This window comes from Bacillota bacterium (assembly GCA_013178125.1).
Classification (GTDB): domain Bacteria; phylum Bacillota; class SHA-98; order Ch115; family JABLXJ01; genus JABLXL01.
The window spans coordinates 1-18,534 of record JABLXJ010000017.1; the positions used below are offsets into that span (position 1 = coordinate 1).

Genomic DNA, 18,534 nt, shown 5'->3' on the forward strand with positions numbered 1-18,534 from the left:
GCTATGCCTCAGGGGGTGGCCAGACCTGCCCCTGCCAACCTAAGGCCATTGTCTCAGGAAAGCCCCAAAACTTCAAGTCCTGGGCTGTGGATATGGCGCATCTGTGGACTTATGGATAACCCCTTCGGGGTTACCCACAGGGTCCACAGATGCTTGGACAACGCTACGCGTTGACCACATACCCACAGCCCCGGCGACGACTATTTATTCACAGGTATATTTCTTGGAGTCTATTGTGATCTCAGCTAAATTATACGAGGGGGTGGATATATGGAAGCGCGTATTTCCTCTAAAGGACAGATAACTCTACCTTCGAAAGTCCGGCGCCAATTAAAAATCCATACTGGCGATACCCTATTAATGAGAGCGGTGGGCAAAAACAGTCTCATACTGGAGGTACGGAGAAAGTCACTAGTCGAAAAGAGGGAAGCAAGTGATGATGTAATAACCTCCACCGCCGGCATATGGAAAGATAGGGAAGATATTGATGGAGATTACATTAGAAGGCTGCGCCAGTCTGATAATAACCGCATCGAGGGATTGTTGACTCTACAGCCTTATGGCTGTCTATGATCCTGCGGCCCACCGGGTCTCCCTGGCCCTCAGAATCCCTCACGATCCCTCAGGATCCCTCAGCATCTCAGCATCTCCACTACCTTCTTAAGACTAATCGCCCGCAATAGTCATTCCACCTGGCCATACTATAGGAAACATATAAATCCAGCCCCTGCGAGAATAGCTGCAGGCAGCGTAGGCGGCTTTTGGACGCCTTATAGGTGCCTTATGAGCGCTCTACGAGGGTCCTATGAACGCTTTACGAGCCTTTCACAAGCGGCTCTAGCCTTTCTGGCTTTAATGCTACTTTAATCTACCTCTGCTAAATTGGAGCAAATAGTGGATATCGTGCACGCATGCATGCGAACGTGGCGCGCGGACAGGCTATGCGGCCATTCCGTGCGGCTATGCCGTCCGGTCACGCCATGCGGTCATACATATGCGCGGCGATGCCGGGGTACCGGTCACCGGCGTACCGGTGTAAATATATTGAATGTATAGCAAATCTTTCATTGCATATAGTATGGCACGCAAAATATACAATGGTATGCAGGCATACAATGATATGCATCATAGATTAGGACATCATGGATCAGGATATATATCATAATAGCATGATAGCATGTCACAGCAAGGGAGTCCTCTAACATGCGGTTATGGCTCGCGATAATCGTCGGAAAGATATGCGCCTTTGCAAGCCGGCTCCTTAAGCGAGGAGGTGGCTCATCCCTCCCGGGTTCCCTGGCGCGCCGCATAGAGCCGCACATACTGGTCCGGCTTCTCGAGAAGGCGGGCCCGGCCCTGACTTCTATTATCATCACAGGGTCCAATGGGAAGACGACCACAGCCAGGATGGTAGCCGAGGTCCTGCAGCATAACGGATTACGTATCGTATGGAACAGGTCGGGCGCAAATATGGTGAGTGGGATCATCTCAGCCCTCATCGAAAGGTGCGATATCTGGGGGAGGCTTTCCGCAGATGCTGCTGTATTCGAAGTGGACGAGGCAAATCTAAGGCATGTGGTGGCCGCCATAAGACCAAGAATCATCCTGGTGACCAACTGCTTCAGAGACCAGCTGGATCGCTACGGGGAGGTGGATACGACCCTCGGGCTCATCCGCGCGGCCATCGAGGATGCCCCTGCAGGAAGCCTCCTCCTCTTAAACGCCGACGACCCCCTGGTCGCAAGCCTTGCCTCCAGGAGCAGGTGCAAGACCATGTTTTACGGGATCGAGGGCCTCGATCTGGCTCTGGACCTGGCTTGCGGTCACGCCCCGGGTCACGCCCAGGCGGGCCGTGTCCCGGATATGAATCTGTCCCACGACGCCCGGAGCTGTCCAAACTGCGGGGCATACTATGAATATTCCCTTATCACATATGGCCACCTCGGCAAGTATCGATGCCCGAGGTGCCTCTCTTCACGCCCTGCACCCGATTTTCTGGCTTTGAACGTGGTGGCCCAAGGGGCTCATGGATTTACCTTCACCGTGGGGTTCGAACACGACCTGGAACACGACCCTGTCAGGGCATCGCTCGGGCTTCCAGGCCTCTATAACGTCTACAATTGCCTTGCAGCCGTCGCCTGCTGTCTCCTGCTCGATATTCCCAGGAGGATCATAGAAGAAGGGATCGCGAGGTCATCCAGCGCTTTCGGGAGGATGGAGACCATACCGGTCGGGGACAGAAATGTCCTTCTCGCCCTTGTAAAGAACCCGGTGGGGTTCAGTGAGGTGATCCGGACAATAGTATCGGAAGCATCGGAAATACCGGGGGTGCGAAGGAGGCTGGAGGCGCCGGGGATACAGGGGACTCAGGAGACTCAGGGGGCGCTCGGGGCGCCGCGGGCCCCCAGCAAAACCCTCATGGTCTGCCTGAACGACAACTTTGCAGACGGCAGGGATATTTCATGGATCTGGGATGTAGACATGGAGCGGCTCTCAAGGAATCCTTCATTTGTCCGGAGCATAGTCGCCTCGGGCACGAGGGCCGAGGATATGGCCCTTCGCCTAAAGTATGCAGGAATAGATCAGGAGAAGATATACATCGAGCCTGACCTCGATAAAGCGCTCGAACTCGGCCTCAGGAACCTGGCACCAGGCGAGACCCTCTACGTCCTCCCTACATATACGGCCCTACTTGAGGTCAGGGAGCACATAAGGCGAAGGAGGGATGCCAGCCATGCCAGGGAATTCTGGAGGGCGTAGATGGGACCCGCCCTTGCCCCCGCTCCAACCCCGGCACCCGGTTTCCTTGAATAGCGGCAGGGTCACCTTGAAGGCGCTGCCCCTGCCGGGCTCGCTCTCTACAGTGATATTGCCACCGTGGAGTTCGGCAATGGTCTTCGCTATGGATAGGCCCAGCCCGGTCCCGCCCGTCGCCTCGGCGCCCCTGCAGCCGGAATCAGCGCGCGCTCGCGACCTGTCTACCCTGTAGAACCGGTCGAATATCTTCGGCAGCTCCTCGGGGGGAATCCCCGGCCCTGTATCCCTAACCACAACGCAGGCGAAGTCGCCTTCGGCATATGTCTCGATGTATGTCTCAATGCTCACCTTCCCGCCCGGAGGTGTATATTTTACTGCATTATCGATGAGGTTTATGAACATCCGCATGAGCTGGGACCTGTCCCCCTCCACCACCACAGCCCCGGGTTCCCAGGATTCCCAAGGTTCCCGGGGTTTCCAGGATTCCCATGCTCTCAAAGCCTCCGGGGCTTCCAGGGCTATCCCCTTTGACGCGGCGAGCCTGACCCCATAATCGAACACCTCGCCCATGAAACCGTCAATGTCGACTGGCTCGAGATTCAGCCGGACCTGCCGGAAATCCGCCCGCGCAAAGAACAAGAGGTCATCCACGATACGAGAGAGCCTCATGGCCTCATCCCGTATGCTCGACAGGGCCATGCGATACCCGTCCATGGTGGGCCCGGGGTCCCTCAGCGCCACATCCGAAGTGCTTCTTATCACTGTGAGAGGCGTGCGGAGCTCATGCGATACATCGGCCGTGAACTGTCGCTCCCTCTGGAACTGTTCGTCCAGGCGGCTCAGCATCTCGTCAAATGTGCGGGCCAGGCGCCCGAGCTCATCGTCGACGCTGACGCCCTGCAGATTCAGCCTGAGGCTCAGGTCCTCAGCGGTAATCTTGCGCGCAGTCCGCGTAATCGTGTCGATTGGCGCGAGGGCTCGCCACGCCATGAGGTAGCCGCTTATCCCGGCGAAGACCAGGGCCGACAGTATGAGAGAGGCAAGTATGAGGCGCAGGCGCGCCAGGGTCGATTCCAGGGAATAGAGGGAACGTCCGACGACCACCACGCCGACCCGCCTGCCATTCACCTCGAGAGGCGCGCTAAGAAAGCGAAGGCTCTCCCTGTCCTCGATCTTCACTGTGCCAAAGAGGGTATTCCCATGGATGGCAGGGCCGACAACATCTGGCCCAACGGGCAGGACCCTGCTCGAGAACCCCGAGGATATCTTGAGATCCCCGGCCGTATCCAGGACAACGAAGGGAATGCTCACCGATGCAGGGGGCGCATTCCGATTCTCCAGGCCACCCAGATTTCCGGGGTGATTTATGACATCCTCCATGATCGCGAGCCCGCCCGGGACGATCTTGACGGCCGCTTCGACCTGGGCAGCCTTTGCCTGCAAAGTCGCGTCAAGGTCGCTGCAAAGACTCCTTTCCATGGAAATATACACAAGGATGCTGAAGCCAATGAGGATGGCCGCGAGCAGAAAGACGTACCAGCCTGTAAGACGGACGCGTATGCTTCTGAGCTTCGCCACCAGCTTCTTTGTTGCCGGCCTTATGCTTAGCCCTGTGTTTAGCCTTGCGCCTAGCCTTGTGCCTATACCAAATCTGTCCACCCGGCCCATCTACCCCCTACCCACCCTTCTCCCTTCTCTCTTCTCTCTTCTGCCTTCTGCCCAGCCCTCTACCCGTCCTCCTGCCCAGCCCTGGGCCACCCCATCCACCGGCTCTACTAAACTAATCCGCGCCTGTGCCTGTAGTCGAAGACGGACCCGCGGAAAGCCGGTAGCCCTCGCCGCGGACCGTCTCCAGGAGCCTGCGCTCAAAACCCTCATCGATCTTCCTTCTTAAATAACGGATATACACATCTACCAGATTGGAATTTGGGACGAAATCATACCCCCAGACGTGCTCCTCGATGCCCCCCCGGGTTACCACCTGGTTGGGGTGGCGCATGAGATACTCCAGTATGCGGTATTCCGTCCCCGAAAGCTGAATCCTTTTACCCCCGCGCACGGCCTCATGCGTGGAGGTATCCAGGACCAGGTCCGCCACAACTAAATTCTCGGGCTTCAAATCCCTCCCCCTGCGGAGGAGCGCCCGCAGGCGTGCAATGAGCTCATCAAAAGAGAAAGGCTTGGTAAGGTAATCGTCAGCGCCTGCATTCAGGCCCATCACCTTGTCGGTCACCTCATCCTTGGCAGTCAACATCAGAATTGGGGTCCGGTTGCCCTCCTCCCTGAGTCTCTGGCACACTGTCAGTCCATCCATCTCCGGCAGCATTAGATCGAGGATGATAACGTCGTACTCGGAGCATGATGCACGTTCATACGCAGCCGCCCCATCATATACGGCATCGACGGTGAAGCCCTCGTTCTCGAGCCCCTTCTTGATAACAGATGCAAGTTTCACCTCATCCTCAACTAATAAGACAAGCATTGCCGGCCTCCTGAACACTTTGGGCATCCTGAACACTTTAACTCTCGCGCCGGGAAGCCCCCACGCTGGGGACCCCCATGCTAGGCAGCATATAAGGGTTATTGTGAACTAGGTCGCGTTCCTAATGCGGAAAATGAGCTAAGCTCCATAAACTCGATAGGCTCTCCAAACCCCTATGATCAGGCATCTATGACCTATAATTATATAATTATAGCATGTAAAGATTAAACCAACATTAAAAATTACTGCTCTTTCCTGAGCTTCAAAATATTTCTTTTTTAGGCCCCCTAGTGGGAGGAGGCCAACTTGCCGCGTCGAATATCTCGAACATCCTCTCCCCTCGGGCGACGGGTGGTGAAAGGAATGTATCCATCGGAATTTGGACGAAAGCTTCTTGATCTCGTGGTTCTCATCCTCTGGATCGTGATCGTGGCTGCGCTGGTAAGGCTCAAGCTTCACCAGCTCAACTTTTTACGCAACGATCCTGTATTTGAGTCCTACAGCCTGCTAACCACGTCCTATTTGCTCTCCAGGATCCTCTGCCTACTCTTCTACCATCCCTATCACCCTTACCATTCCGGGCATCCTGGGCACCTCAGGCGAAGGACGGAACAAAAAGAACAAAAAGCGGAGGTCTCCTGTGATTTCTGCCCCTCTGTAACAATTGTAATTCCCACGATGAATGAAGAAAAGGCCATTTTCGGGACGATCGAGGCCTGCTGCAGCCTGGATTACCCGGAGGATCGCCTTGAGATCATCGTTATTAATGATGGTTCGAGGGATGGAACCTGGCGGGAGATCGCTCGCGCCATGGATATATTCCCTCAGGTGAAAGCGGTGAATTGGACAGCCAACCGCGGCAAGCGCGCCGGAATGGTGGAAGGTATACGCCGGTCCCAGTCAGAGATAATCGTATTCATAGATTCTGATAGCGTCGTCGAGCCGGGCTCCCTAAAGGCACTCGTCCAGCCCTTCGTGGACTCCAATGTGGCCGCAGTTGTAGGGCATGCCGATGTTCTAAACAAAGACCGCAACCTTCTCACGAGGATGCAGGCCGTCAGGTATTTTATCTCTTTCCGGATCATGAAGGCATCCGAGAGCGTCTTCAATAGTGTCACCTGCTGCTCAGGCTGCTATTCGGCCTACCGCCGCAACGCAGTGCTGGGGGTCCTGAATGAATGGCAGAATCAAACCTTCCTCGGGAGGAAGTGCACCTTCGGAGATGACCGGAGCCTGACAAACCTCTTGTTGAGGGAGGGGTATTCCCTCTTGTATGTGTCAGAGGCGAGGGTGAAAACCATAGTTCCCGAGACATGGCGTGGGTATTTCAAACAACAACTGAGGTGGAAAAAATCCTGGTTTCGAGAGAGCCTCATTGCGGTGACTCATATGTGGAGGCGAAACCCCGGGGCATCGATACCATACTACCTCTCGGTCTTATTTACGTTCTGCTCACCGCTTGTGCTTGTGCGCTCGCTCGTCTTGAGCGCCGCTTCCAGGTGGGGCTATCTCGGCGGGCTCGCGATCCTTGGGGCGCTCTATGGGTTATATTACAGAATTCACAGGCGGGATGGGCTCTGGCCGTACGCCTTTGTATTTGTCTTCTTGAACGCGTTTGTATTCTCGTGGCAGATCTACCAGGCCATCCTGACCTCGACCAACACCAGCTGGGGCACAAGACAGGTGAGACAGGCCTTGAACACCAAGGCGGTGGAGGCGGAGCGTTAGATCGTTTCGATCCATGTACCTCTTTTGGAGAGCGAGATCCCTGGATTTCTATGATAGGTTCATCGAGCTCGCAAGCGATATCAACAGCAACATGCCCAGGCATGTTGTGGCAAAGATCAGCCATTCCTTAAATAGGCACCGGAAGAGCATAAACGGGGCAAGGATACTCATCCTGGGCGTGGCGTATAAGAGAGATGTTGACGATACAAGAGAGTCCCCTGCCCTTGAGATATACCGGTTGCTCGTGCAGGATGGCTAAATAGTAATGAGATACCCGGCCTTTCGACCGGGCACAAGGGTTGAACAAGAGCCTTAATAAAACTTCATCTGACACAAGGGGGGCCTTCCTTCTCCCGAAGCCCCTTCTACTCCTTGTTACACCGTTACACCATTATACGGACGCTACTCGATCTCAATTCCAGATTATAAGTTGAGATAATATTCCATCCGTGCCTTAGTTTCACGAGCAATCTCTAAGAGATCATATTCCCAATGTTTGGGACTTAACAACTCAGATGAATATACCCCGTCAAATCCCGTGGCCCGGACGGCAGCCACCCATTCTTTTAACGGAATCTTCCCTTCACCCGGGAGAAATCCTCTTAGTTCTTCTTCCACCCACTCTGTCCCTTCCAAATGCTGAATCCCATCACAGAAGTGAACACCATATATAAGCGAGCTGTCCAATTTCGCAACCTCATCCGGAGTCGTCTCTTCTCCTGCCCACAGGTGCCAGAAGTCTATCACCATGCCCACATTGTCCCGACCAGCCTCCTGGATTACCTGAAGGCTTTGGGAGAGGGAATGAATAGGCGACCATGCGATCGGTTCCAACTGGAATCTTACTCCATTTTGTTTCCCAATATCTGCAATGTCGGCAATATTTCTTGCGGTCAGTTTAAGCACCTCAGACCAGGATCTCCCCTGGAGGCCGCAAAAAGGAACCAGTTGAATTGTTGGGCATTTTAGAACCTCAGCAACCTCGCAGAGACGCCTAGCCTCGGCAAGAAGCTCTTCACGCTCCCCCGGGTCTACACGTTCAACATGTTTCAGTGCATTAAGACAGATGGGTTGAATAGAGTATTTCTCGAACACCGGTAATAGATCCTTGGCGCTGAATCCGCAATCTAGGTAACGCAAGAGCTTCGAGGTAACGATTTCTAAAGCCTCGTATCCGGCTTCCCTAGCAATTCGGATGTCGGTCCTGATATTGCAATGCATCGTTGTTAATCCATGCATAGCGATGACCATAAATATACCTCCCAAATTTCATACTTTCTCTTCTTTTCCCACTCCAGCCCCGTAAATTTCTTGTTGAGAGATTTTCTCCTTTTCCAAATCACCAGATTCAATCCACTCCTTAATGCTTCTGATGGAATCAGCTAGAGTAAAGCAAGGTTTAAAGCCGATCAACCTCTCAGCTTTTGACATATCGAAGGCGATCTCTCCTCCTTGCGCCATGCTCCATGGATAACCATATTCTACTTCGATACCAGGTACCATGCTCTTGACAATTTCGGCAAATTCGAACCCCCTGGTTGGCCCGGGGCCACAGCAATTAAAAGCTTCCCCAACCGCCTTGGGATGCTCCGCAACGGCGATATGCATTCGCGCAACGTCCCGAATATCAACATAATGACACAGTTCATCTGGTGAGAAATGCGGGATCTGAACTAGCTTCCCTTCCGCTAACTGTTGAGCAAATTCACGCCAGCTACGCCCCCCTCCCCGTCCACGCGAACCAATTACGGCCGTCACTCGTAATATGGTTACTGGCACGGCATATTGCTTGTAGTAGGTCATCGCCAACAATTCCTGCATATACTTAGTAGTCGAATACATGTCCTTGGGCCGACAAGGATGATTCTCATCCACTGGCATGTAGTCAGGGGGGGTAAATTTAGTAGCTGGATACCATTCATAAGCTGAGATGCTGCTTGTCAAGACAAACCTATCCACCTTAGCATTACGGGCATATTCTAGCATATTCTGACACCCATTTATATTTACGCGAACCATTTGCAGAGGGTCACCCGTATCGCCAGGTAAAGAAGCAATATGCATGATACAATCAAAAAATCTACCCGCTAAAGCCCGTTCCAAAGCTTCTCTGTCAGTGAAGTCTGCTTGAATGAAAGAAACTTTTTCGTCTGGGATAGTGCGCCCCAACGCCGTTACTTCTTTCCCAATTTCTATTAACTGCCGTACCACTTCACGGCCAATAAATCCCGTTCCACCAGTTACAAGCACCTTATTCATGATATACTCACACCTCCAACGCATGGTTATATGGTTATTCGGTCCCATTTTCATTCTCTTTGGTACTCTATAGCGGCATGGGGGGTCTATCCAACCGACATTTCGCGCTCCTCATACCCCCGAGAGGGATGGGTGCAAAATGTAGGTCTGAAGTGAACCACGTCTTATGAAGATTCGCGAACTATTAACGCCGGCTTGAGGATTATATCCACGAATTCATCAGGAGACCGGTTACCCTCAATTATCTCTACAAGTATTTCCGCACCCTGTCGCCCAATTGAGTAACGCGGATGATCGATGGTTGTTAGAGAGGTCGGAAGACAACTCGCAAATTCGATATCGTCATAACCTACAATTGCAACATCACTCGGGATGACAAGGCCTGCTTCCTTTATTGCGCGTATCGCACCCATTGCTACATAATCGCTAAAGCATAGAACTGATATAGGCGGAGAAACACTTTGAAGGATGTTTGTCATATTCTTGTAGCCGGCTTCAAGATTTATGTTTTCGAAGGCTATATGTGATTCATCCAAGTATATCCCACCCTCTTCCAACGCTTTCCTATATCCTGCAAGACGGTCTCGTGCATTGCATATAGACATGGGACCACAGAGGAAGAAGATGGGGCGCTCTTTGTATTTATCTATTATATGCCTAGCAGCTAGATAACCGCCCAGGACGTCATCGTTCACAACGTAGTTTGCATTAATCCCTTCTAGCTTCCGACACAAAAACACAACGGGAACCTTCATATGGAGTAAATCCCTAATATGATCTGCTTCCTTCTCAACCGGCACGATGAGGAGGCCGTCTACCCGCTTTTCTAAAAGAACCTTTACAGCATCCTTCTCGAGTTTAGGATCTTCTTCAGTATTACAAAGAATCATTTGGTAGCCCCTGTCTCTCAGAACATCTTCAATTCCCTTTATAACTCGAGCAAAATATGGGTTAGCATTATCAGATACTATCACACCAACTGTTTTCGTAGAGTTTTGTCGAAGATTAGAAGCTAAGATGTTTCGGGTGTATCCCAGCCGCTCCGCTATTGCCTTAATCCTAGTTCTAGTCTCCTCTTTTATCTCGGGCTTATCAGCAAGTGCCCTGGATACTGTATTGACCGATACCTTCGCTCTACGGGCGATGTCTTTCATGGTAGGCCGTTTAACTTTCCAGTTCAGTGCCACTAGATAACTCCCCTCCACGACCAATGAGAAATATGGACAGGTCAAATGTTATATAGATGATCGATTAGATAACGTCATACCTATATAGTTTATCGATATTAACCATCACGTTATCGATTAAATCTTTGCTTCTTAAATTAGACGAAATGTTGAGGGTTCCTGCAAACCTATTAAGAAAAATTGCGAAAGAAGCTAAATATAGCCTAAGCTATGACTATGACCAAAACATGTTTAGGGCGTTCTGCCCTAATATGAGATCCTTGTGTGCCTCCGGTATGGAGAAACACCCTTTTCTAAACATTTCGAGACTCTGTTGGTACGTGCACTTCGCAAGTATTCCAGGGTAATCCGAACCCCACATGAGCTTCTCAGGCCCCAACCTTCTGTACGCCTCCATTATGTATTCGCAAGCCCTAACATAGGGATATTCATCTTCAGGAAAGGCTGCAGGCATGGCAGATAACTCCATCCAAACGTTTTTACGGAGAGCGAGTTCCACTATATCAACCCAGTCATCATACGGCGGATTGCCCAAATGACAAATTATAAATCGAATCCGACGGTATCTCATGACGAGGTTTTTCAACGATCTTCTATCCTGAGGACGAGACAGATGAATCATCACTGGCAACTCAAGATCATTACAGCATGACCAAATGGGTTCAAGGTTAGGGCTGTCCAATGCCTCACCTGGCTGACATTGGAAAGCGCTTTCGGTCTCTATCTTGAGTCCGCGAAAACCCGAGTATGTTACTAACTTTATTAGATCCTCTCTTGCCTCGGCTCCTTTTAGAACATCCACCAGTGCTATGGCCCTCAACCTATCCCCATATAAGTCACATGCCTGGCGAACATACTCATTATGGTACCCGTAAAGGACATTTGGCACTAAAAGGGCTTTGTCCACTCCACACCAATCCATGTGAGCAATTAACGTCTCTACCGTGCTATTACTTTTCTCAAAGGATGGAGGCAGAAATTGGACAACTCGATTCCCTATTTTTACCCTGCCGTGCTCAGTCGAAGTTATGGGGGCTCCATCCTTTATACCTGCTATTCTTTCGAATACATGGACATGTACATCAACTACGGTCATCATCAATCACTTCTCCTGGGGAGTTAGTTGTATCGCCAGCTCTCCATCTTGATATAAGCCGATCTGGACTATTGTCCGAAAGCATTCAGCGCCAAAAGCTCCTGGTCAGTATAGAAGGGCAAGGGGCGAAGATGAAGGCCACCATCGATGACTATATGAGCTCCTGTAGTATAGCCGCTGAGTTTGTCCGAAAGAAGGACGACTGCCTGTGCCCCAACATCCTCGATCCTTCCTGGACGTCTTAAGGGAATCTGGCTAATCAAAGTCTCCCGAACTTGATCTGTCATTCCCGCCACAAGTCGGGTGGGGAAATATCCCGGTATGAGGGTATTAACTCGAATACCATAAGGCGCAAGTTCGATTGCCAGCACTTCCGCAAAGACCTTAAGGCCGGTCTTGGATACCCGGTAGGAAGTCTCTTGATAAAGCGGATTAAGCATAGCGGTCGAGCCGATGATGAGAATACTGCCCTGCCTCCTTTCAATCATGTGCCGGGAGACCTCCCGGCAGGCCCAAACACACGCTGAGAGATTGGTATTGATTGTTTTCATCCAAGATTCTGTGGTTAGTTTGGTAATGGGCTCGTGCCAACTCCATGCCGCGTTGTTGATATACATATCGAGATGCCCCAACGAAGAGATAGCTGTCCTAACCATCTCATTTACCTGGTCCTCTTGGCTCACATCAGTCGAGATGGCTACCACCTTGACACCCAGTGCACGTAATTCGTCCAGCGCTGCGGGGTCCGGTTTACGGCTCGCCACCGCCAGGTTCACTCCCTCCTGGGCCAATGCCATAGAAATGCCGAATCCGATCCCGCTAGCGCCGCCCGTGATCAAAGCCGTTTTCCCTCTCAATCCTGTATCCATAAGCCTCTACTCCTCTACTCCTTGTATCGTATAGTACTTGGCTACTATTTTCGGACCGCTAGCTATTCGCTTGTTGGTCACTACCGTCTGCACTCACGGTCGCGCGCTGGTGATAACAAGGTGTATTATAACATTGCCGGCAGAAAAACTCTCTCAATCCCTGGACGATTTGCCGACCCTGGCTCAAAATCATCACAACCTCGTTGCCCACCCAGAAGAATCTCATTCCTGCGCTTATCCACTTGGCAATAAGGTCTAAATCAAAGAGGGCTATGCCCGAGACGACCCTATGCTCTCTGCATTTGTCCACCACTTCCTGAATCAACGAAACTACCTTCTCGTCGGTAAACTCACATGGCCGACCGACCGACAAAGAGAGATCGACGGGCCCAACAAAGGCTACATCCACTCCGGGAACAGAGATAATGCTGTCTATGTCTCTCACTGCAGCTTCGCTTTCAATCTGGACTACTAACATTATTGAGTTATTGGCGCGATCAACGAACTCCTGTGCATTGATATCGCGGTATCCTACCGACGGACCTCCAACCGCCAGACCTCTTCGCCCCTTCGGGTGATACCTTATCATGTCGAGGACCTCAAGCACCTGGTCTCTGCTTGTTACCCTCGGGACTACAATACCCTGAGCTCCTTGATCGAGGGGACGGCATATGACATTATAGTCTATTTCAGGCACCCTGACGAAGGGAGCGATACCACTAAGTCTAGCGACCCTGATAATCCCCGCAACCTCACTCAAATCTATCGCCGTATGCTCCTGGTCAATCATTATGTAATCAAATCCTGCTGCCGCATAGATCTCTGCAATCGCAGGCGACCTCATCTCATTGACCTCGCTACCTATCACCAACCCTCCTGAAGCGAGGGCCTGTCTAATCTGTTCTATATTCACCTATTTACCTCCTCAACCCCAAATGAGTTCATCTTCTAATCCGAGATCCATTGCCAATCCTTTAAGACTACTTAGGGTCGCTTCGCCTAGAACAATTCCATGAACCTTCGCCTTTTCCTCCCTTTCATGCTCCATCTCTCCAGGTAGATATATCCTCTCCACTCCTTCAGCTTTAGGGGAATTCCTGATCTGTCTTATCAGGGCATCCATGCGGGCCTTGTAATCGTGGATAGGCATAAGGGCACCTACATCAATTGCTATAAATGTGAAGCCTTCGTTGCAAGGATGCTCGAAGTCTCTTACCCAACAACCTATATCTTTGGTCACTGCCGCACCGGTCATGACGCCTGCTAAGATCTCTACCATCAGGGCTAAACCGTAGCCTTTGTGACCTGCAAACGGGACGAGTGCACCACCTCTGAGAAACTCCCAGGGGTCCGTAGTAGGATTACCCGCTGCGTCAACTAACCAGCCTTCAGGGATACTCTTACCTTCTTCCCTGGCGACATTTATCTTGCCTCCCGCCGCTACACTCATAGCTATGTCCAGGACTATCGGCTTTTCCTCTCCCGCGGGAGCCGCATAGGCAAATGGGTTATTCCCTATTACCCTGCCAGCTGCACCGGTTACGGTCATATTTATATCTACATTGCTCATCGCTAGGCCTATCATATCTTCCTCGGCCATCATCATGGCATAGTATGCTGCCGCACCGAAGTGCATCCCATTTCTTACACCTACGATCCCGATGCCACACTTCTTTGCTTTTTCTATGGCGATCTTCGTAGCCTTGTATGCTGTTACGACCCCCATCCCGGCATTCCCATCTACGATGGCCCAAGCAGGGCCCTCACGAACGATTTCAATATTCGCCTTGGGGTTCATCCCACCACCTCTGATCTGCTTGACATAGGTCCGAAGGGCAACTGTCCCGTGAGAACTTACGCCTCTCATATCTGCTGCGACCAAGACCTTGGACGCAATACGAGCATCTTCGGAACCAAGGCCTGCCCTTTCTAGCATCTTGATACAGAAATCCGTGAGCCGTTCTACGTTAACTGTTAAGGTTGACACTTCTCTCCTCCTCCTGCTGATTCTAATCTGAGTTCATCGGTGGGACCCTGACCCCATTACTCTAAACTCGTAATATATGTCGCACCTAGAGGAGTACCTTGTAAAGCCATTCCTCTGCGTCCCTACGCGAAAACGGTTTAGGATTGTTTAGCATGTCGCTGCGATCCGAACAATCAGCCCATATTTCATCTATCTGGTCCCGGCTGACTATGGAACTATCGAAGTGAGAGGGAATCCCTATCTTGTTACTAGCTAAAGTGAAGATTTGCTCTGCAGCGGATCAGGCCTTATTTTCATCATGGCTTCCCGAAAGTAATAATGTTAACCGTAACGTGATCGATCATGTTTATCATTTTCATATTTCTACGCTACCGTTAGATTTTCCTTCTTCCACCGAAGATTTTTAAATCCTCACTTAACGTTCACTGGGAACCTGGGTGGTCGTCCGTTAAGTACCGCCACCACATCTTCCGCCGCAGCTTTCACCATACGGGCCTGGGCCTCCCTGGTGTTGTACCCTACATGGGGCGTAGCTATCACATTTTCCATTATCACTAAAGGATCATTAGGTTCACAAGGTTCCCTCCAATGTACATCTAATGCGGCGCCTGCTATCAGCTTCTTCTCTAAAGCATGCATAAGAGCTTCCCTCTCAACAACCGGCCCTCTACTGGTATTCACTAGATAAGCTGTAGGTTTCATACGCCTCAATAAGTCGGCGTTTATGAGTCCCCGAGTGTCATCTCTCAGCGGCACATGGATACTTACTATATCCGAGATTTCCATGAGATGTTCAAGCGAAACATATTCTACACCCCACTTCTCGGCAAAATCTGAGTCCCTCACTACGTCGAAGACGACAATCCTGGAACCGAAAGGCTTCAGCCTCTTGATAACTTCATGTCCTATGCATCCCATTCCTACTATTCCGACCGTACTACTAGAAAGTTCGGTTGCTACCGGCTGTTTCCATATCCCTTTTTTCATGCTTGAGTCGAGCTGAGGAATCTGTCTACAAAGCGACAACATCAATCCCAACGTCATTTCGGCCACGGCGGGACTATTAGCTCCAGGGGTATTTGTAATAGTTATGCCAGCTAAGGTAGCAGCAGCTAAGTCTATCGCATCGGTCCCGGTACCCAAACGTGCTATGACCTTAAGCTTTTTTGCCGCCATAAGTACGCGTTCCGAATATTTTTCCCCTCCAGCGATAACGGCATCCGCATCCCGCAAGGCATCGATCAATTCCTCCTCAGGTTCCCACCTCAAGGATTTGACGCCTACCTCGCAGTTATTGGATTCCAAGTAGTGCCTACCTTCTTCAGTCAAATAACTTTCGGTAAATATTACTTTGAATCGCAACTAGTTCATCCTCCAATACCACCATAGATATTTCAGGAATCGCTCTCTACACACTTTGAAATTATCAAAAAGACATTCGTAGAATTAAACCCTTTAATCGCCTTCCGCCAGGACTGTACATGGGGAGCTATCAAGCCCAACAACTAAAAAGGGAACTACATATACTCTTTTTATAGTCTTTAAAAGTCCCAAATCTAAACTGAGGTTTAAGTCCTCAATAAGCAAAACAGCTTTGGGTCCCTCTTTCCGAAATAATACCTTGTGGGACTCTATACCTTCCTCCATGTAAGCTGAAGAAGCAAAGGATATTGAGTCAATACCGACCGCTCGTAACTTTGGGAAACGGTTTGACGCCAAGTACCTGGCTGCATCAAGCGATAGGCCGGGGTTTCGGTCTCGGTAACGAACCGGGTCGGCTAGTCGGTACTTTGTAAACCCGGTCCGGATAAGTAATATGTCGCATTCTGCCATTTCTCTTTCAGAAGCCATTAAATCCTCAATGGTAATTAATTTGGCATCAGCTTTTGGTATGTCCTTTATATATGGACGATCAAAAATAAAATAATTAATATCAAGGTCGGTTATTGATTTGCCATTTGGTATCATGTGACCTGGAGCGTCCACATGGGTCCCCGCATGATTCCAGGATGTATAGTAAAATGAATTCGCCACATCCCCATTTTTTAATGACTCATCATTGACAAAATGAAGTGGTTTTCGCCCACCTGGTGTTGGCGTATCTTCAGTAAGGGGAAAAGAAATTAAAACAAATATATTTATTCCTCCCTCCATTCGCAAATTAATCTTAGGTTTCGCAAAAGCACAATGATAAACAGGTCCCTCACAAGCCTAATAAACATAATAGCATTCACTTCTTTATGTATTAAATATAAGATGTACCTTGATGGCACCTGAATGTTTATCAGCGGCTACTTGAAATGCCCTGTTAATCTCAGCGAGACTGAAACGATGGGTAATAACTCTAGTAAAATCTACCATATGATCTTCAATAAGGCGGGTTGCCATTTCGTAGTCGGAATAAATACCACCCTGTCCGTAACAAAGAGAACCCATAATCTCCAATTCCCTGTCTATAAGCTGATCCAACCTTACAGGCACGGAATTACTGTAACTCCCAACCAGTATTATCTTCCCCCCTTTTCGTACTGAAATCAAGGCTTGATTTAAGGCCCTTTCTGACGCAGTAGTCTCAATTACCACTGAGAATTGGTTCCTAGGAGGTTCGTCCTGACTTAACAAATAGATCTTTTTTATACCGAACGCTTGCGCTACTTCTGCCTGATGAAGATACTTCACCATACAGGAGGGTCTTAATCCCAAGGCATAAGCTACTGCAATCGAAAACAAGCCAATTGTTCCTCCACCGATAATAAGAATATCTTCGGGATAATCAATGGCAGCCCGACGGAGAGCATGGCAAGCGACGGCAAGCGGTTCGACCAGTGCACCTTCTTCAAAAGAAAGATTGCTGGAAAGGGGGAAAATTAATCCAGCATCGACCAAGGCATACTCTCCGTATCCACCATGGCAGACGTTAGACAAAAACTCCCACTGTTCACACAATTGATATAACCCACAACGACAAAACCGGCAATTCCCACAATGACGAAACGCTTTGACAATTACTCTTTCACCCTCTTGAACCCCATCTACACTGGAGCCAACCTGCGCCACCACTCCACTGAACTCGTGGCCATCAGTATATTTGGGGGGAGGGAATTCCCCCTTAAACCGTTTAAGGTCGCCACCGCAAATTCCACTTTGAAATACCTTAATAAGAACCTTTCTTTCATCAACTTGCGGTACAGGGTTTTCAACCAGATCAATAAGCCCGGGCTTACTATAAACAGCGGCCTTCATCTTTTCAGGCATTAACATCAAATACTCCCCCTGGCATTCGTTTCTCTAAATCTTTGCTCTCATTGCTCCCACATCGATATATAATAGTGGATATAGATGAAACTTATAAGTTCAATCGCTCTATAGCTTCTTTTGTGGTATGTGTAATGGTTTGGGGCCTCAGCCTGTAGCCACCATCAATGACAATATCAGCCCCGGTAGTATAGGAACTCACCTTATCTGATAATAATAAGGCGGCTGCCGCCCCACATTCGTCAGGCTGACCCAAGCGTCCAATAGGAATACTCGACAAAAGCGACTCTTTAAGAACAGGGTCGTTCATGACAATATCCAAGTTCTGCGAGGACATCTTTGTGTACATTATGCCGGGAGATAATACGTTTACCCTGATACCGAATGGCGCCAATTCGATCGCCAAGTTCTCAGCATACGCTTTGAGGCCCACCTTCGTAATTCTGTAAGAACTCTCCTGGTATGCCGGATGAAACTGAATTGTAGATGAAACGATCAAGATACTACCTTGACGTCTCTCTATCAAATGTTTAGATACTTCTCTGCATGCCCATATACATGAAGATAGGTTTGTGTCTAATGTCTTCCTCCAATTCTCAGTAGTGATTTTAGTCACGGACTCATGCCAAAAGTTAGCTGAGTTATTTACGTAAAAGTCGAGATGGCCGAATATTCCTATAGCCTCCCTTACCATGTTGACAACTTGTGACTCAGTGCTAACATCAACACAAAGCCGATATGCCTTTATTCCACATCCCTCAATCTCCTGGACGGTTTCGTGTTCAGGGTTGCGGCTCGCTATGGCAATATTTACCCCCTCTCGGGCTAGGGCCATGGCGATTGCCTTTCCTATGCCTCGCCCGCCGCCGGTTATCAAAGCATTCTTTCCTCTTAACCCTAAATCCATAATGATA

At 50.0% G+C, this 18,534-nt stretch carries 17 protein-coding genes; 4 read left to right on the top strand and 13 right to left on the bottom strand.

From position 1 onward, the window contains the following. Positions 1–270: 270 nt before the first annotated feature. The gene (locus HPY71_12420) at positions 271–573 is read left to right on the top strand and encodes an AbrB/MazE/SpoVT family DNA-binding domain-containing protein (GenBank protein NPV54301.1); all 303 of its coding nucleotides are present in this window, start codon (positions 271–273) and stop codon (positions 571–573) included. Positions 574–1,203: 630 nt separating this feature from the next. Further along, on the top strand, positions 1,204–2,760 hold the full coding sequence (locus HPY71_12425) for a Mur ligase family protein (protein NPV54302.1): 1,557 nt from the start codon (positions 1,204–1,206) through the stop codon (positions 2,758–2,760). Here the strand turns inward: HPY71_12425 and HPY71_12430 are convergent. Then, positions 2,689–4,416 carry a HAMP domain-containing protein gene (locus tag HPY71_12430; GenBank protein ID NPV54303.1) on the bottom strand — a complete coding sequence of 576 codons (1,728 nt, stop codon included), beginning with the start codon at positions 4,414–4,416 and terminating at the stop codon, positions 2,689–2,691. The two genes, HPY71_12425 and HPY71_12430, sit on opposite strands and share 72 nt — an antisense overlap. 121 nt (positions 4,417–4,537) lie before the next feature. Then, positions 4,538–5,239, bottom strand: coding sequence for a response regulator transcription factor (locus HPY71_12435; GenBank protein ID NPV54304.1), 702 nt, complete (start codon positions 5,237–5,239; stop codon positions 4,538–4,540). A gap of 363 nt (positions 5,240–5,602) precedes the next feature. On the opposite strand from HPY71_12435, the gene HPY71_12440 reads away from it, so the two are divergent. Further along, positions 5,603–6,967 (top strand): glycosyltransferase, encoded by a 1,365-nt coding sequence (locus tag HPY71_12440; GenBank protein NPV54305.1) that lies wholly within the window; start codon positions 5,603–5,605, stop codon positions 6,965–6,967. A 13-nt stretch (positions 6,968–6,980) separates the two neighbouring features. Beyond that, positions 6,981–7,226, top strand: a complete 246-nt coding sequence (locus HPY71_12445) for a hypothetical protein (protein NPV54306.1) — start codon at positions 6,981–6,983, stop codon at positions 7,224–7,226. 164 nt (positions 7,227–7,390) lie between these two features. Here the strand turns inward: HPY71_12445 and HPY71_12450 are convergent, their stop codons facing one another. The 11 genes from HPY71_12450 to HPY71_12500 form a co-directional block, all read right to left on the bottom strand. Beyond that, the gene (locus HPY71_12450; GenBank protein ID NPV54307.1) at positions 7,391–8,218 is read right to left on the bottom strand and encodes a sugar phosphate isomerase/epimerase; all 828 of its coding nucleotides are present in this window, start codon (positions 8,216–8,218) and stop codon (positions 7,391–7,393) included. Between the two features lie 18 nt (positions 8,219–8,236). Then, positions 8,237–9,226, bottom strand: a complete 990-nt coding sequence (locus HPY71_12455; protein ID NPV54308.1) for an NAD(P)-dependent oxidoreductase — start codon at positions 9,224–9,226, stop codon at positions 8,237–8,239. 164 nt (positions 9,227–9,390) lie between these two features. After that, positions 9,391–10,413: a LacI family DNA-binding transcriptional regulator gene (locus tag HPY71_12460; GenBank protein ID NPV54309.1), complete on the bottom strand. Its 1,023-nt coding sequence runs from the start codon at positions 10,411–10,413 to the stop codon at positions 9,391–9,393. Positions 10,414–10,627: 214 nt separating this feature from the next. Then, positions 10,628–11,512, bottom strand: a complete 885-nt coding sequence (locus tag HPY71_12465) for an amidohydrolase (GenBank protein ID NPV54310.1) — start codon at positions 11,510–11,512, stop codon at positions 10,628–10,630. A 65-nt stretch (positions 11,513–11,577) separates the two neighbouring features. Continuing rightward, on the bottom strand, positions 11,578–12,378 hold the full coding sequence (locus HPY71_12470) for an SDR family oxidoreductase (protein ID NPV54311.1): 801 nt from the start codon (positions 12,376–12,378) through the stop codon (positions 11,578–11,580). A gap of 58 nt (positions 12,379–12,436) precedes the next feature. Further along, positions 12,437–13,291, bottom strand: coding sequence for a hypothetical protein (locus HPY71_12475; GenBank protein ID NPV54312.1), 855 nt, complete (start codon positions 13,289–13,291; stop codon positions 12,437–12,439). A gap of 12 nt (positions 13,292–13,303) precedes the next feature. Then, the gene (locus tag HPY71_12480; GenBank protein NPV54313.1) at positions 13,304–14,365 is read right to left on the bottom strand and encodes an Ldh family oxidoreductase; all 1,062 of its coding nucleotides are present in this window, start codon (positions 14,363–14,365) and stop codon (positions 13,304–13,306) included. A 411-nt stretch (positions 14,366–14,776) separates the two neighbouring features. Beyond that, positions 14,777–15,727, bottom strand: a complete 951-nt coding sequence (locus HPY71_12485) for a phosphoglycerate dehydrogenase (protein ID NPV54314.1) — start codon at positions 15,725–15,727, stop codon at positions 14,777–14,779. Positions 15,728–15,820: 93 nt separating this feature from the next. After that, positions 15,821–16,519 (bottom strand): cyclase family protein, encoded by a 699-nt coding sequence (locus HPY71_12490; GenBank protein NPV54315.1) that lies wholly within the window; start codon positions 16,517–16,519, stop codon positions 15,821–15,823. An 84-nt stretch (positions 16,520–16,603) separates the two neighbouring features. Further along, a complete protein-coding gene (locus tag HPY71_12495) occupies positions 16,604–17,626 on the bottom strand; it encodes an alcohol dehydrogenase catalytic domain-containing protein (protein ID NPV54316.1) in 1,023 nt (340 codons plus the stop codon). 85 nt (positions 17,627–17,711) lie between these two features. Further along, positions 17,712–18,527, bottom strand: a complete 816-nt coding sequence (locus tag HPY71_12500) for an SDR family oxidoreductase (protein ID NPV54317.1) — start codon at positions 18,525–18,527, stop codon at positions 17,712–17,714. Positions 18,528–18,534 lie beyond the last annotated feature (7 nt).